Origin of the sequence: Sulfuricystis multivorans (genome assembly GCF_003966565.1) — a bacterium.
GTDB classification, from domain to species: Bacteria; Pseudomonadota; Gammaproteobacteria; order Burkholderiales; family Rhodocyclaceae; genus Sulfuricystis; species Sulfuricystis multivorans.
Genome location: NZ_AP018718.1, coordinates 1,570,156 through 1,584,236 on the forward strand (window position 1 = coordinate 1,570,156; position 14,081 = coordinate 1,584,236).

15 protein-coding genes, 2 tRNA genes and 1 pseudogene are annotated in these 14,081 nt (G+C 64.2%); 6 read left to right on the forward strand and 12 right to left on the reverse strand.

Annotated elements, in window-relative coordinates:
- Positions 1-16: 16 nt before the first annotated feature.
- The 11 genes from iscX to EL335_RS07880 all read right to left on the reverse strand — a co-directional run bounded on the left by iscX (position 17) and on the right by EL335_RS07880 (position 8,329).
- Positions 17-214, reverse strand: a complete 198-nt coding sequence (iscX, locus tag EL335_RS07830) for a Fe-S cluster assembly protein IscX (RefSeq protein WP_126445692.1) — start codon at positions 212-214, stop codon at positions 17-19.
- Positions 211-558, reverse strand: a complete 348-nt coding sequence (gene fdx / locus EL335_RS07835) for an ISC system 2Fe-2S type ferredoxin (RefSeq protein WP_126445694.1) — start codon at positions 556-558, stop codon at positions 211-213. The genes iscX and fdx overlap by 4 nt, the downstream gene beginning before the upstream one ends.
- Entirely contained in the window at positions 555-2,426 is a 1,872-nt protein-coding gene (gene hscA, locus EL335_RS07840; RefSeq protein ID WP_126445696.1) for a Fe-S protein assembly chaperone HscA, read from the reverse strand. The genes fdx and hscA overlap by 4 nt, the downstream gene beginning before the upstream one ends.
- 21 nt (positions 2,427-2,447) lie before the next feature.
- Complete coding sequence (gene hscB, locus EL335_RS07845; RefSeq protein WP_126445698.1) at positions 2,448-2,984, reverse strand: Fe-S protein assembly co-chaperone HscB; 537 nt, start codon at positions 2,982-2,984, stop codon at positions 2,448-2,450.
- Complete coding sequence (iscA, locus tag EL335_RS07850; protein ID WP_126445700.1) at positions 2,981-3,307, reverse strand: iron-sulfur cluster assembly protein IscA; 327 nt, start codon at positions 3,305-3,307, stop codon at positions 2,981-2,983. Before iscA ends, hscB begins: the two co-directional genes overlap by 4 nt.
- 4 nt (positions 3,308-3,311) lie before the next feature.
- A complete protein-coding gene (gene iscU / locus EL335_RS07855) occupies positions 3,312-3,695 on the reverse strand; it encodes a Fe-S cluster assembly scaffold IscU (protein ID WP_126445702.1) in 384 nt (127 codons plus the stop codon).
- Between the two features lie 15 nt (positions 3,696-3,710).
- Complete coding sequence (locus EL335_RS07860; RefSeq protein ID WP_126445704.1) at positions 3,711-4,925, reverse strand: IscS subfamily cysteine desulfurase; 1,215 nt, start codon at positions 4,923-4,925, stop codon at positions 3,711-3,713.
- Between the two features lie 16 nt (positions 4,926-4,941).
- Positions 4,942-6,111: a cysteine desulfurase family protein gene (locus tag EL335_RS07865; protein WP_126445706.1), complete on the reverse strand. Its 1,170-nt coding sequence runs from the start codon at positions 6,109-6,111 to the stop codon at positions 4,942-4,944.
- Positions 6,112-6,122: 11 nt separating this feature from the next.
- Positions 6,123-6,611 (reverse strand): Fe-S cluster assembly transcriptional regulator IscR, encoded by a 489-nt coding sequence (gene iscR / locus EL335_RS07870; protein WP_126445708.1) that lies wholly within the window; start codon positions 6,609-6,611, stop codon positions 6,123-6,125.
- Between the two features lie 92 nt (positions 6,612-6,703).
- Positions 6,704-7,456 carry a serine O-acetyltransferase gene (cysE, locus tag EL335_RS07875; protein WP_126445710.1) on the reverse strand — a complete coding sequence of 251 codons (753 nt, stop codon included), beginning with the start codon at positions 7,454-7,456 and terminating at the stop codon, positions 6,704-6,706.
- Positions 7,457-7,537: 81 nt separating this feature from the next.
- Positions 7,538-8,329: an RNA methyltransferase gene (locus EL335_RS07880; protein ID WP_126445712.1), complete on the reverse strand. Its 792-nt coding sequence runs from the start codon at positions 8,327-8,329 to the stop codon at positions 7,538-7,540.
- A gap of 26 nt (positions 8,330-8,355) precedes the next feature.
- Between EL335_RS07880 and EL335_RS07885 the strand changes: the two genes are divergently transcribed.
- The 4 genes from EL335_RS07885 to EL335_RS07900 all read left to right on the forward strand — a co-directional run bounded on the left by EL335_RS07885 (position 8,356) and on the right by EL335_RS07900 (position 10,531).
- On the forward strand, positions 8,356-9,162 hold the full coding sequence (locus tag EL335_RS07885) for an inositol monophosphatase family protein (protein ID WP_126445714.1): 807 nt from the start codon (positions 8,356-8,358) through the stop codon (positions 9,160-9,162).
- A gap of 81 nt (positions 9,163-9,243) precedes the next feature.
- Positions 9,244-10,263, forward strand: a complete 1,020-nt coding sequence (locus EL335_RS07890) for a GGDEF domain-containing protein (RefSeq protein WP_126445717.1) — start codon at positions 9,244-9,246, stop codon at positions 10,261-10,263.
- Between the two features lie 54 nt (positions 10,264-10,317).
- Positions 10,318-10,393, forward strand: a tRNA-Gly gene (locus EL335_RS07895).
- Positions 10,394-10,457: 64 nt separating this feature from the next.
- A tRNA-Cys gene (locus EL335_RS07900) sits at positions 10,458-10,531 on the forward strand.
- An 82-nt stretch (positions 10,532-10,613) separates the two neighbouring features.
- On the opposite strand, the pseudogene EL335_RS07905 reads toward EL335_RS07900, so the two are convergent.
- Positions 10,614-11,717: pseudogene (locus EL335_RS07905) on the reverse strand (M20 aminoacylase family protein); the annotation flags it as partial.
- 123 nt (positions 11,718-11,840) lie between these two features.
- Between EL335_RS07905 and EL335_RS07910 the strand changes: the two are divergent.
- Together EL335_RS07910 and EL335_RS07915 are read left to right on the forward strand one after the other, a co-directional pair.
- The gene (locus EL335_RS07910; protein ID WP_284155497.1) at positions 11,841-13,220 is read left to right on the forward strand and encodes an NAD(P)H-hydrate dehydratase; all 1,380 of its coding nucleotides are present in this window, start codon (positions 11,841-11,843) and stop codon (positions 13,218-13,220) included.
- A complete protein-coding gene (locus tag EL335_RS07915; protein ID WP_284155290.1) occupies positions 13,210-14,073 on the forward strand; it encodes a DMT family transporter in 864 nt (287 codons plus the stop codon). The genes EL335_RS07910 and EL335_RS07915 overlap by 11 nt, the downstream gene beginning before the upstream one ends.
- The last annotated feature ends 8 nt before the right edge of the window (positions 14,074-14,081 follow it).

Consider the following 14,081-nt stretch of genomic DNA (forward strand, 5'->3'; position numbering starts at 1 on the left):
CTGGCTCACAGGTGCGTCAGAAAGAGGTTTCATCGATCCAGGCTTGCTGGATGGCCTCGAGCTTCTTCTCGCCACAGTGGCGCTCGTCTTCCTCGAAGCCCGGCAATTCCATCACCCAGCGCATCAGATCGACGAAGTTGATCTTGCTCGGATCGACGTCGGGATGGCGCTCGGCAAGGGCGATGGCGATGTCGAGACTATCGGTCCATTTCATTTGCGTCCGCCTCCTTCCTTGACCATGTTGATCGTGTATTTCGGAATCTCGACCACCAACGGCGTTTCGGCGACCATCGCCTGGCAAGACAGCCTCGATGTCGGCGTCAGACCCCAGGCCTTGTCGAGCATGTCTTCCTCGAGCTCGTCGGGTGGTTCGAGCGATTCATAGCCCTCGCGCACGATCACGTGACAGGTGGTGCAGGCGCAGGACATCTCGCAGGCGTGCTCGATCTCAATCTCGTTGGCAAGCAGCGCCTCGCAGATCGAGGTGCCCGGCGCGGCTTCGATCACCGCACCCTCAGGGCACAGTTCCTCATGAGGGAGAACGACGATTTGGGTCATAGCGCATCCATTTCTTCGATTTTCTTGCCCGAGAGCGCGCGCTGCACGCTCTGGTTCATGCGCCGTGCGGCGAATTCCTCGGTCGCTTTCGAGAGCGCATCCATCGCCGCGTCGATCGCGCGCCGGTCGTCGCCGACCAGCACGCTTTGCAGCCGCGTCAAGCAATTGTCGATCTGCGCGCGCTCGTCGTCCGAGAGCAGATGGGCGTCTTCCTTGAGCGCCGAGAGCACCGCCTCGACGAGCCGCTGCGCCTCGACCTGTGCTTCGCGCAAGGCGCGGCGGAAGGCATCATCAGCGGCATGATTGAAACTTTCCTTCAGCATCGCGGCGATCTCGTCATCCGTCAGGCCGTAGGAGGGCTTCACCTCGATGTGGGACTCGATGCCGGTCGTCTGCTCGCGCGCCGTCACCGACAGCAAGCCGTCGGCATCGACCTGGAAGGTCACACGCACGCGCGCAGCACCCGCCACCATCGGCGGGATGCCGCGCAGTTCGAAGCGCGCCAGGCTGCGGCAATCGGAAACCAGCTCGCGTTCGCCTTGCACGACGTGCAGCGCCATCGCGGTCTGGCCGTCCTTGAAGGTCGTGAAATCCTGCGCGCGCGCGACGGGAATCGTCGAATTGCGCGGGATGATCTTCTCGACCAAGCCCCCCATCGTCTCGAGCCCGAGCGAGAGCGGGATCACGTCGAGCAACAGCCAGTCGTCACCCGCGGCACGGTTGCCGGCCAACAGGTTCGCCTGGGTGGCCGCGCCGAGCGCGACGACCTTGTCCGGATCGAGATTGTTGAGCGGCTCGCAGCCGAAGAAATCCTCGACCGCCTTCTGGATCTGCGGCATGCGCGTCGCGCCACCGACCATCACCACCCCCTTGATCTCGTCGGGCGACAGGCCCGCGTCGCGCAGCGCCTTGCGCGTCGGCCCCAAGGTCTTGTGCACCAGCGTGCGGGTGATCTCGGTGAAGGTTTCCGAGGTCAGCTTCAGATCGACGAACTCACCAGTCGATAGCCGCGCAGTGATCGGCGCCACGCTGTTGAGGGTCAGGAACTCCTTCGCCTCGCGCGCGCGCATCAAGATGAGGCGCGCATCCTCGTGCGACAGCGGCGCGAGCTTGGCCTGCTCGATGATCCAGCAAAACACGCGATGGTCGAAATCGTCGCCACCCAGCGCGGAATCGCCGCCGGTGGCGAGCACCTGGAACACGCCCTTCGAGAGTTTGAGGATCGAGATGTCGAAGGTGCCGCCGCCGAGGTCATACACCGCGTAGATGCCTTCGGAACCATTGTCGAGCCCGTAGGCGATCGCCGCCGCCGTCGGCTCGTTGAGCAGCCGCAGCACGTTCAAGCCCGCAAGCCGCGCGGCATCCTTGGTCGCTTGGCGCTGGGCGTCGTCGAAATAGGCCGGCACCGTGATCACCGCGCCGGTGAGCGTTCCACCGAGCGAGGCTTCCGCGCGTTCGCGCAGCACGCGCAGGATCTCCGCCGACACTTCGACCGGGCTTTTGACGCCCTGCGCGGTGCGAATCTTCACCATGCCCTCGCCTTCGATGAAGTCGTAAGGCATGCTCTCGACATGCTCGATGTCCTTCAAACCCCGCCCCATGAAGCGCTTGACGGAGACGATCGTATTCTTCGGATCGGTTGCCTGATGTTGCTGCGCCTCATAGCCGACCTCGATCTTGCCGTCCGGCGCGTAGCGCACCACGGAAGGCAACAGCGGGCGGCCGAGTTCATCGTTGAGCACGACCGCCATGCCGCTTTTCACGGTGGCGACGAGAGAGTTGGTGGTACCCAGGTCGATGCCGACCGCCAGACGGTGTTCATGCGGCGCGGCCGACTGGCCGGGCTCGGAGATTTGCAACAGTGCCATTTTGTGCTTGGTGAGTGAGCTTCAGGTTTCCAAAACTTCCAGGGCGTCGCCGATTTCCTGCAGCAGTTTTTCCTGGAACATCAGCTGGCGAACCAGTTCGCCAGCGCGGGCAAGCTCGCCAGCGTCGAGCGCCGTCTGCAATGCCGCATATTCATCGCGGATCGTGCGCCGCAAGCGGCGGTGGTACTCGTCCAACGTCTCGGTATCGCCGGCAGCTTTCGCCCCGGCCACCGACTCTCGCAGCTCCATCTGCGCCATCAGGAACTCGACCGGCATCGCCGTGTTCGTTTCCAGGCGCACATCGTGGCCAGCGAGCTCGAGCAGATAACGCGCCCGCCGCAAAGGATCCTTGAGCGTCAGGTAGGCCTCATTGACGCGCGAGGCCCATTGCATCGCCTGGCGCTTTTCGGCGTCCGAAAGATGCGCATAGCGGTCGGGATGCACCTTTTCCTGCAGCTCGCGGTAGCGCGCTTCCAGCCGCTCGGCATCGAGCGCCTGGGTGCGCGGCAGCCCGAACAGCGCGAAGTGGTCCTGGGCCAGATCGAACGATTGGATCATTTAACGTTGAAGCTCTCGCCGCAGCCGCATTGATCCTTGACGTTCGGGTTGTTGAACTTGAAACCCTCGTTCAACCCTTCCTTCGCGTAATCGAGCTCGGTGCCGTCGAGGTAGGGCAGACTTTTCGGGTCGACCAGCACCTTGACGCCATGACTCTCGAAGACGATGTCCTCGGGTTCGGCCAGATCGGCGAATTCGAGCTTGTAGGCCATCCCGGAACAGCCGGAGGTTTTCACGCCGAGACGGATGCCGATGCCCTTGCCGCGCTTGGCAAGAAACCTGGCGACGTGTTGAGCAGCGGCTTCGGAAAGGGTCACGGCCATCGCATCACTCCGCATGCTTCTTCTTGTAATCGGCGACCGCCGCCTTGATCGCGTCCTCGGCGAGGATCGAGCAATGGATCTTCACCGGCGGCAGCGCGAGTTCCTCGGCGATCTGCGTGTTCTTGATCTGCAAGGCCTCGTCGAGCGTCTTGCCTTTCACCCATTCGGTGACCAACGAGCTCGAGGCGATCGCCGAGCCGCAGCCGTAGGTCTTGAACTTGGCATCTTCGATGATGCCGTCCTTATTGACCTTGATCTGCAGTTTCATCACGTCGCCGCAGGCCGGCGCGCCGACCATGCCGGTGGCCACCCCCTCCTCGTCCTTCGGAAAGGAGCCGACGTTGCGGGGGTTTTCATAGTGATCGAGTACTTTTTCGCTATAAGCCATGATGGTCCTCCAATATCAATGAGCCGCCCACTGGACGGTGGATAGATCGATGCCTTCCAGATGCATCTCCCACAGCGGCGAGAGCTCGCGCAGCTTGCCGATCTTTTCATGCAGGAGCTTGATCGTGAAGTCGATCTCTTCCTCGGTGGTGAAGCGGCCGAGGGTGAAACGGATCGAGCTGTGCGCCAGTTCATCGGAACGGCCGAGCGCGCGCAGCACGTAGGAAGGCTCCAATGATGCCGAGGTGCAGGCCGAGCCGGAAGAGACCGCGATGTCCTTGACCGCCATGATCAGCGATTCGCCCTCGACGAAGTTGAAGCTGACATTGAGGTTGTGCGGCACGCGCTGCTCCATGTCGCCGTTGATGTAGGTCTCTTCGATGTCCATGATGCCCTTGAGCAGCCGATCGCGCAGCATGCGGATGCGCTCGTTCTCACGCGCCATCTCCTCGCGCGCGATGCGGAAGGCTTCGCCCATGCCGACGATCTGATGGGTCGGCAAGGTGCCGGAGCGCAAGCCCCGCTCGTGGCCGCCGCCGTGCATCTGCGCTTCTAAGCGCACACGGGGCTTCCTGCGCACATAGAGCGCGCCGATGCCTTTCGGCCCGTAGGTCTTGTGCGCCGAAAACGACATCAAGTCGACTTTCAGCTTGGCCAGATCGATCGGCATCTTGCCGGTCGCCTGCGCGGCATCGACATGGAAGATCGTGCCGTTGGCGCGGCAGATCTCGCCCAGCTCGGCGATCGGCTGGATCACGCCGATCTCGTTGTTGACCGCCATCACCGAGGCGACCACGGTGTCTTTCCTCAACGCCTGCTTGAACTGCTCGATGGTGATCAGGCCATTTTCCTGCGGTTGCAGATAGGTGGCCGTAAAGCCCTGGCGCTCGAGCTCCTTGACGGTATCGAGCACCGCCTTGTGCTCGGTGGCGACGGTGAGGATGTGCTTGCCTTTGGTCTCGGCATAGAAATGCGCCGCCCCTTTGAGCGCCAGGTTGTTCGATTCGGTCGCCCCCGATGTCCAGATGATCTCCTTCGGGTCGGCATTGACGAGCGCGGCCACCTGCTCGCGCGCCTCCTCGACGGCCTTTTCCGCCTCCCAGCCGTAGGCGTGGGAGCGCGAGGCGGGGTTGCCGAATTTCTCGGTCAGATAGGGGATCATCTTTTCCGCGACGCGGGGATCGACCGGCGTGGTCGCCGAATAGTCGAGGTAAATGGGCAGCTTCAGCATATCGGGAATCTCCGGTTCAAACAGCCACGTGCGGATGCACGGTGGTCAAGTGTTGCAATTGGAAAACGGTTTCGCCTAGCGTGCGCAGAAAACCGGCGACATCGTCCGCCGTGTTCTGGCGGCCGAGGCTGACCCGCACCGCGCCTCGGGCAAGCTTGGGCTCGACGCCCATCGCCAGCAGCACATGCGAGGGCTCCGGATTCGCCGAGGAACAGGCCGCGCCGCTGGCCACCGCGTAGCCGGCGCGGTCGAGCTTGGCGACCAGCGTTTCGCCATCGACGCCAGAAAAGGCGAAATAGACGGTGTTGGGCAGACGTTCGGCAGCCATGGCGAAGATCGTCGCGCCCAGTTCCGCCAAGCCCCGCTCGAGCTGTGAACGCAACGCCGTCAGATGCAGCTTCGCGGCGTCGAGTCCGGCGACGGCCTCCTCGCAGGCGATGCCGAAGCCCACGATCGCCGGCACGTTCTCGGTGCCCGAGCGGTAGCCCCGCTCGTGGCCGCCGCCATCGATCAGCGGCGCGAGTTCGACCCGCTTGTCGAGGATCAGCGCCCCCGCGCCTTTCGGGCCGCCGATCTTGTGAGCGGAGAGGGTCAGCGCATGCACGCCGGCGGCATTGAGGGCGCGGAAATCGAGCGGCAGCTTGCCCAGCGCCTGCACCGCATCGGTATGGAACCAGGCACCGGTTCGCGCGGCCTGTGCCGCCAAAGCGTCGATCGGCTGGATCGCACCGGTTTCGTTGTTCGCGAACATGATCGAGATCAGTGCCGGCCGCTCATCGAGCGCCGCCTGAAAGTCGGCGCTCCTGATACGGCACTGCCCATCGACCGCGATCTCGCGCATGCGCCAACCGAGCCTGCGGAGGGCCTTGGCCGGCTCCCGCACGCAAGGATGTTCGATCGCCGAGATCGCGACGGTGCCGGCGGGCAGATACGCCGCCGCGCCCTTGATGAACAGATTGTTCGCTTCCGATCCGCCGCTGGTGAAGATCACCTCGGTCGGATGCGCGCCGACCGCTGCGGCGACGCGTTGCCGCGCCTCGTCGAGCGCACGCCGCGCCGCACGGCCGTATTCGTGGCGGCTCGAGGCATTGCCATACTGCACGCCGAAATACGGCAGCATCGCCTCCAGCACGCGCGGGGAGACCGGCGTCGTGGCGTTGTGATCGAGGTAGACCGGTGCGAACATGGCGTTGGCAATCAGGCAGTGGCAAGCGGGGCGACGCGTCTTCCAGCAGTGGTCTTGGCGAGCCGGACGGGTCGCACGTCGTCGGCGCAGCCGGCCAGATTCTGCTGGCGCACCAGATCATCGAGGCTCACCGAGCTCAAGTATTCGTACATGCGCGCATTCAGGCTCATCCACAGATCGTGCGTCATGCACGGATGATCGTCGTGACAATTGCCCCTGCCGCCGCAGTTGGTGGCATCGAGCGGCTCATCGACGGCGCTGATGATGTCGGCTACCGAGATGGCCGCCAGCGGCTTGGCGAGCGTGTAACCGCCTCCCGGACCACGCGTGCTCGCCACCAGATGGTTGCGGCGCAGCTTGCCGAACAGTTGTTCGAGATAGGAAAGGGAAATCTTCTGGCGCTCGGCGATGCCGGCCAGCGTGACGGGACCGGCATGCTGGCGCAGCGCCACATCGATCATCGCCGTCACGGCAAAACGTCCTTTGGTCGTCAGTCTCATGGGAATACCTCGTCAGGATCGCGCGTTCGGAATATCGGCCATTCGGACCGATGGCTAGAAGATATAGTTCCCGATAAAAATAGTCAAGTATTTCAATCGACGATTTTCGACAAACGGTTGGGATCGAACTTGTCGGCGGTGGCGACATCGTCTTCGAGTGACACGCCAGCCCGTTCGATCGACTTGAGCAACGCATCGATGCGCCGGTCGGTCTCGACTGCATGGTCGAGCAGGCCGTGGATCGCCAGCGCGATCGGATCGTCTTCGTTACGTGTCACGGCATAGGCGGAAAAGCCGAGGTTTTCGGCCTTTTCCTGGCGCAGCTGCGCTTGCCCCGGCTCAATGATGCGCGCCGGAATACCCACCGCCGTCGCGCCGGACGGCACCTCGCGCACCACGACGGCGTTCGAGCCGATCTTCGCCCCGGCGCCGACCGTGATCGGCCCGAGCACCTTCGCGCCGGCGCCGATGACGACCCCTTTCTCCAGCGTCGGATGACGCTTGCCCTTGTTCCATGAGGTGCCGCCCAGCGTCACGCCGTGGTAGAGGGTGCAATCATCGCCGATCACCGCGGTCTCACCGATCACCACGCCCATGCCGTGGTCGATGAAAACCCGGCGGCCGATCTTCGCGCCCGGATGGATCTCGATACCGGTGAGAAAACGCGTGAAATGTGAGACCAGCCGCGCCAGCCAGCGCAAGCCGTGATTCCACAGCCAATGCGCCAGACGATGCAGCAGCAGGGCATGAAAGCCCGGGTAGCAGGTCAGCACCTCCCACGTCGAACGGGCAGCGGGATCGCGTTCGAAAACGCAGGCGATGTCTTCGCGCAGGCGGGCAAACATGATCGATAAAGTCTTATGAGTTTTGGGGGAATTCTAGAAATCCCGATTACATCGGTCAACTTAAGTTCGTTGATGGCGATATCAAGCGCTCTCACGGTATCGCTTGCCGGTCGGCTGACGGCAAGAGGTCAGCAGTCCGCGCAGGATGTTGACCTCTTCTCTTTCCAGCCCGGCGCGCGCGAACAATCGCCGCAGGCGCAGCATCAGCCTTCCAGGTCTTTCCGGGTCGAGAAAGCCGCTTTTGATGGCCATGCCTTCGATCTGCGCGAGCAACCCCTCGATCTCCTCGTGGGTCGCCAGCATCCTGGCAGGCGTAAAACTCGGCGCTGGCGCGACGGCACCCGCAGAGGTAGCGATGGCCAAGCGTAGCTCGTAACAGAGCACCTGCACCGCCGCGGCGAGATTGAGCGACGAATAGGCCGGATTGGCAGGAATCATCGCCCAGCGGTTGCAATAGGCGAACTCCTCGTTCGACAAGCCAGTGGTTTCATTGCCGAAGACGAGAGCCACTTCGGCAGCCGCAACAGCCTGCTGCGCCAACTCGACAGCCCCCTCACGCGCCCAGCAGGGCGCGGTGGCCAAATCACGCCGACGCGAGGTCAGCGCCAGGGCGAGGGTCACGCCTTCGAGCGCCGCAGGCAAAGAATCCACCACCTGCACCGCCGCCAGCACATCAACCGCGCCAGAGGCCATCGCCTCCGCCTCAGGGGCCGGAAATACCTTCGGCGCGACGAGCACGAGTCGGCCGAAACCCATCGTCTTCATCGCTCGCGCGGCCGCACCGATGTTGCCCGGATGGCTGGGCCGCACCAGCACGATGCGCACGCGCCCGAAAGCGTCCGACGCCGTAAGGTCCGAAGGATTAGAATTCACGCAGTTACTTTCGACAAGCCCAAGCCATGCATCCCATGCTCAACACGGCCGTCAAGGCCGCCCGCCGCGCCGGCCACATCATCGGCCGCGCCAGCCTCGACCTCGGTCAGATCAAGGTCGGACTCAAACGACAGAACGATTTCGTCACCGAAGTAGACCGCGCCGCCGAGGCCGCGATCATCGAAATCCTGCGCGAAGTCTATCCGAGCCACGCGATCCTCGCCGAGGAATCCGGGCACAGCGACCATCCCGCCGATGCCGAATACCAGTGGATCATCGACCCGCTCGACGGCACCACCAACTTCATCCACGGCTTTCCGCAATACGCGGTGTCGCTCGCGCTGGCGCACAAGGGCGTGCTGACCCATGCGGTGGTCTTCGACCCGAACCGCAACGAGCTGTTTACCGCCAGCAAAGGCGCCGGCGCCTTCCTCAACGACAAGCGCATCCGCGTCAGCCGCTGTGCCAAACTCGAAGAAGCGCTCATCGGTACCGGCTTCCCCTACCGCATGTTCGACCACGCCGACGTCTACCTCGCCATCTTCAAGGAAATGACACGCCGCTCGGCGGGCGTGCGCCGTCCTGGCGCCGCTTCGCTCGATCTCGCCTGGCTTGCCGCCGGCCGCATCGACGGTTTTTGGGAATTCGGCCTCTCACCCTGGGACATGGCCGCCGGCGCACTCCTCATCCTCGAAGCCGGTGGCCTCGTCAGCGATCTGTCCGGCGAAGGCAACTATCTCAAGACCGGCAACATCGTCGCCGGCACGCCGAAAGTCTTCAGCCAGCTCCTGATGGCCATCCAACCGCATCGCACGGCGCAGCTGCAAGCCTAGCCGCAACGATGTATTATTCCGTTAGTCATAGAAAAGCCGCGCGGCCAGAAGCGGCAATGTGACGAACGGGAGGAAACGAGGATGGAGTATCACGACACCATCGAACAAAGCGCCGAATATCTGCGCATGGCGCTGCCGTTGATGACGAAGCAGGCGGCCGCCCTGCATCCGATCAGTTATGCGATCTGGTACGAATACGTCGCCGGCATCAATCCACCGCTACGTCAGCGCATCGACGAGCTGATACACGACGGCCGGGTGCTCGACGAGGCGATGGTGCAACAGCTCTACCGCGACCACATCGCCGAGATCGACGAAGCGATCGCCCGCCGCGTCAGCCAGGGTTTCGACAAGGTGATGCAAGACATCGATGCTTCGACCACCCAAGCGGCCGCGCAAACGAAAGAATTCGGCGCCACGCTGGAACGTTGGTCCGCCGACGTGGCCGCCGGCAAAAGCGATGCCATCAGCCTCTCGGCCATCGGCGAGGTGCTCCATCGTTCGCAGGACTTGCGACAGATCGTCGCTGCACTGCAAGCGGATCTCGCCGTCAGCCGAAGCGAAATCGAACAGCTGCGCAAGGAAGTCAGCCGCGCCCGTGAAGAAGCGATGATCGATGGCCTGACCGGACTCGCGAACCGCCGCGGCTTCGATGCCAAACTCGCCGCCTGCCTGGCCGAGACACCGGGCGAAGCAGTCGGGCCCAGCCTGTTGATGGCCGACATCGACCACTTCAAGCGCATCAACGACAATTTCGGCCATCTGTTCGGCGACAAAGTCATCCGCAACATCGCGACGATCCTGCGCGACAACGTCAAAGGTCAGGATCTGGCGGCACGCTATGGCGGCGAAGAATTCGTCGTGCTACTGCGTGACACACCGCTCGCGGGTGCGCTAACACTCGCGGAGAAAATCCGTCGCATCGTCGAGAACAGCCGCATCAAACGCATCGGCAGCGATGAAGTCGTCAGCAACCTGACGATCTCGATCGGCGTCGCCTGCCGCGAGCCCGGCGAAAGCGCCGAGACCTTGATCGGCCGCGCCGATGCGGCGCTGTACCAATCCAAGCAGTCCGGCCGCAACCGCGTCAGCGCCGCATAAGTTACGCTTTGTCGTTGACACGGCCGGATTCGTTGGTAGAATGCGCCGCTCGTTGCGGGAGTAGCTCAGTTGGTAGAGCGCAACCTTGCCAAGGTTGAGGTCGCGAGTTCGAGACTCGTCTCCCGCTCCAAAATTTCGGGGAAAGCACTTGCTTTCCCCTTTTCGATTCAGCCTGGTGTATCTTTGCAGGCCACGGCGCGGTAGCAAAGCGGTTATGCACCGGATTGCAAATCCGAGTAGGTCGGTTCGACTCCGGCCCGCGCCTCCAGAATTCCTCGGCTCACCAGGGCCTTCTCCGCCAACCGCACCCAGTAGCGGATGCCGGTGGCGATGATCTCGTCGTTGAAATCGTAGTGCGGGCTATGCAGCATGCAGCCGCCCTCTCCCGCGCCGTTGCCGAGCCAGACATAGCAGCCCGGCACCACGCGTGACAGGTAAGCGAAATCTTCGGCGCCCATGCTCGGCTTCAAATGCGTAAAGACATGCTCGCCGCCGACGATTTGCCGCGCCACTTCGCGGCAGAGGAAGCTCGGCTCCGGGGCGTTGATCGTCGGCGGATAGCCGCGTTCGTAGCGCAATTCGATGCGCACCCGGTGCATCGTTTCGATGCCGTTGCAGAGGCGCTCCAGGCCTGCTGCGAGCGCGTCCTGCAGCTCGGGCCGCAGGTAACGCACCGTGCCGCCCAGCACCGCCTGTTCCGGCAGAATGTTGTCGGCATGGCCGGCCTGGAAGCGCGTGACGCTGACCACGGCGGCTTCGAGCGGATCGACGCTGCGGCTCACCAGTGACTGCACCGCCTGGACCAGTTCGGCGCCGGCAAGGATCGCGTCGCTGCCTTGATGCGGCATCGCGGCATGCGCACCGCGGGCGTTGATGACGATCTCGAACCGGTCGGCGCCCGCCATCACCGGGCCTTCCGTCACCGCGATACTGCCTACCGGCAGCCCTGGCCAGTTGTGCAGGCCGAACACCATCTGCATCGGAAAACGCTCGAAGAGGCCCTCCTCGACCATCACGCGACCGCCGCCCTCATGCTCCTCGGCCGGCTGGAAGATGAAATAGACGGTGCCGGAACTTTTCAAGCGCCCCGCGTCGCGCATGCGCACCAGCGCCTCGGCAGCGCCGAGCAGCATCGCCGTATGGCCGTCATGTCCGCAGGCATGCATGCGCCCCTCGTGGCGCGAGCGGTGCGGGAAAGTGTTCAGCTCGGGCAGCGGCAACGCATCCATGTCGGCGCGCAGGCCGATCGCGCATGGTGCTTCGCCCAGCTTCAAGCGTGCGACGACGCCGGTTTTCGCGATGCCCTCGAAGACTTCGAGGCCGAGTTTTTTCAGATGTTCGGCAACCACGGAGGCGGTGCGCGTCTCGGCGAAAGCCAGCTCGGGATGGGCATGCAAATCGCGCCGCAGGCTGGCGATACGATTGGCGAGGTCGGGGAGAAAGTCCAGGTTCATGGTCGACTCCTCAAAACAAGGGATCACTCTATCACCTACAATCGCCGTATGAGCTCCCCGATCCTCGCGGCCCAGTCATTGCGCGCTCTCGAAGCGGCCCATTCGTCCGCCACGCCCTCGCTGATGGAACGCGCCGGCGCCTGCGCCGCCCGTATCGCTTTGGAGATGCTGGAAGGGAAAGCGCTGATCCTCGCCGGCCCTGGCAACAACGGCGGCGATGCCTTCGTCGTCGCGCGTCTTCTCAAGCAAGCCGGCCACCTCCCCGTCGTGCTGTTCGCCGGCGATCCGGCGCGACTGCCGGAGGATGCGCGCGGCGCTCATGGCGCCTGGCTCGCAGGCGGCGGACGGTGTCTGGCGCAGTTTCCCGAAGACCGCTTCGGCCTGATCGTCGATGGGCTGTTCGGCATTGGCCTTGCCCGACCGATCGACGGCCTCTATGCCGAATGGATCGAGCGCGCCAATGCCAGTGGCGCCCCGATTCTCGCCCTCGACACTCCGAGCGGCTTGAATGCGCTGACCGGCCAGGTCACCGGCCCGGTGATCCGCGCGACCCGCACCGTCGCCTTCATCGCACTGAAGCCGGGCTTGCTGACCGGCGAGGGGCCGGATCTTTGCGGGAGGATCGACGTCTGCGACCTCGACCTCGATGTCGGCGCCGGGGATGGTCAAGTCGTTTCGCCCGAACTGTTCCGCGCCTATCTGAAGCCCAGGCTGCGCAACAGCCACAAGGGCAGCTTCGGCAGCGTCGCGATCCTCGGCGGCGCGCCCGGCATGGCCGGTGCCGCGCTGCTCGCCGGCCGCGCGGCCCTGAAACTCGGCGCCGGACGGGTCTATCCCGGCATGCTCGAAACGCTCGCCGTCGATGTCATGCAACCGGAGCTGATGCTGCGCTCGCCCGACGATGCACTGCGCTTGGCCAGCGTGCTGGCGATCGGGCCGGGACTCGGCCAGTCGCCATCCGCCGAAGCGCTGCTTGCGCAGGTCTTCGATTGCGATTTGCCTCTCATCATCGACGCCGACGGCCTCAATCTCCTGGCCAAGATCCCGCAACTGCAACGCAAGTGTGCCGTCTCGCCAGCGCCGACTCTGCTCACCCCTCACCCCGCCGAGGCGGCGCGGCTGTTGGGCTGCCTGCCAGGCGCGATCCAGGCCGATCGCGTCACGGCGGCGCTGGAACTGGCCAAGCGCTTCTCCGCCCATGTCGCCCTCAAGGGCTGTGGCACGGTCGTCGCGGCACCCGACGGACGCTGGTTCATCAACCAAAGCGGCAACCCGGGGCTGGCCAGCGCCGGCAGCGGCGACGTGCTCACCGGCATGCTCGCCGCGCTGCTCGCGCAGCACTGGCCGCCACTCGAAGCGTTACTGGCCGCCGTGCATCTGCATGGCGTGGCGGCGGATGCCTGCGTCGCCGAAGGCCGCGGTCCGGTGGGGCTGACCGCCACTGAGCTGATCGACGCGGCACGCCGCACCTTGAACCGCTGGATCGCCGAACTTGCCTGTTGAACACCACCCTCTGCGCGGCATGCTGTTGATGCTCGCGGCAGTGTTCTGTTTCGCACTGCTCGACGCCACGGCCAAACATCTGTCGCAGACCTATCCGGTGCCGATGCTGGTCTGGGCGCGCTATACGCTGCATTGCCTGCTGATGGTGATCTTTCTGGCGCCATCGCTGCGCTGGAAACTGGTGGCCACCCGGCGCCCGGCGATGCAGATCGTGCGCGCGCTGATGCTGGTCGGCACCACCGGCTTCGCGATGGCGGCCTTCCGTCACCTGCCGCTGGCGGAAACCACCGCGCTGATCTTCGTCACGCCGCTGATCGTCGCCCTGCTCGCTGGCCCCTTCCTGGGCGAAAAACTACGGCCGCTGCATTGGGGCGCGAGCCTGTGCGGTTTCGCCGGTGCCCTGTTGATCGCCCGTCCGGGCGGCGCGCTCAATCTCACCGGCATATTGCTCGTCTTGGGCGCAGCGCTGTGCTACAGCATCTACCAGATCCAGACGCGGCTGTTGTCGCCGACCGAAAACACGCTGACCTTGCTGTTTTACACCGCGCTGGTCGGCACGGTCAGCATGACGCTGGCCGCGCCGCTGTTCTGGGGCGGGCCACTGCCGAGTTGGCGCGATGGCATCATGATCGCCGCGCTCGGCATCTTCGGCGGCGGCGGCCACTTCCTGCTCACCCATGCGTTCCGCCTCGCGCCGGCCACCTTTCTCTCACCATTTCTCTACGCCCAGCTGATCTGGGCTACGCTGCTCGGCTGGCTGGTCTTCGATCACTGGCCCGACGGCGCCACGCTCGCCGGCATGGCGATCATCGCCGCCGCCAGCATCGTGCTGGCACTGACGCAGCGACGCTAAAATGCCCG

Coding starts and splice junctions, on each gene's coding strand:
- iscX (WP_126445692.1), bottom strand. CDS start 214: ATGAAATGGACCGATAGTCTCGACATCGCCATCGCCCTTGCCGAGCGC.
- fdx (WP_126445694.1), bottom strand. CDS start 558: ATGACCCAAATCGTCGTTCTCCCTCATGAGGAACTGTGCCCTGAGGGT.
- hscA (WP_126445696.1), bottom strand. CDS start 2,426: ATGGCACTGTTGCAAATCTCCGAGCCCGGCCAGTCGGCCGCGCCGCAT.
- hscB (WP_126445698.1), bottom strand. CDS start 2,984: ATGATCCAATCGTTCGATCTGGCCCAGGACCACTTCGCGCTGTTCGGG.
- iscA (WP_126445700.1), bottom strand. CDS start 3,307: ATGGCCGTGACCCTTTCCGAAGCCGCTGCTCAACACGTCGCCAGGTTT.
- iscU (WP_126445702.1), bottom strand. CDS start 3,695: ATGGCTTATAGCGAAAAAGTACTCGATCACTATGAAAACCCCCGCAAC.
- EL335_RS07860 (WP_126445704.1), bottom strand. CDS start 4,925: ATGCTGAAGCTGCCCATTTACCTCGACTATTCGGCGACCACGCCGGTC.
- EL335_RS07865 (WP_126445706.1), bottom strand. CDS start 6,111: ATGTTCGCACCGGTCTACCTCGATCACAACGCCACGACGCCGGTCTCC.
- iscR (WP_126445708.1), bottom strand. CDS start 6,611: ATGAGACTGACGACCAAAGGACGTTTTGCCGTGACGGCGATGATCGAT.
- cysE (WP_126445710.1), bottom strand. CDS start 7,456: ATGTTTGCCCGCCTGCGCGAAGACATCGCCTGCGTTTTCGAACGCGAT.
- EL335_RS07885 (WP_126445714.1), top strand. CDS start 8,356: ATGCATCCCATGCTCAACACGGCCGTCAAGGCCGCCCGCCGCGCCGGC.
- EL335_RS07890 (WP_126445717.1), top strand. CDS start 9,244: ATGGAGTATCACGACACCATCGAACAAAGCGCCGAATATCTGCGCATG.
- EL335_RS07910 (WP_284155497.1), top strand. CDS start 11,841: ATGGAACGCGCCGGCGCCTGCGCCGCCCGTATCGCTTTGGAGATGCTG.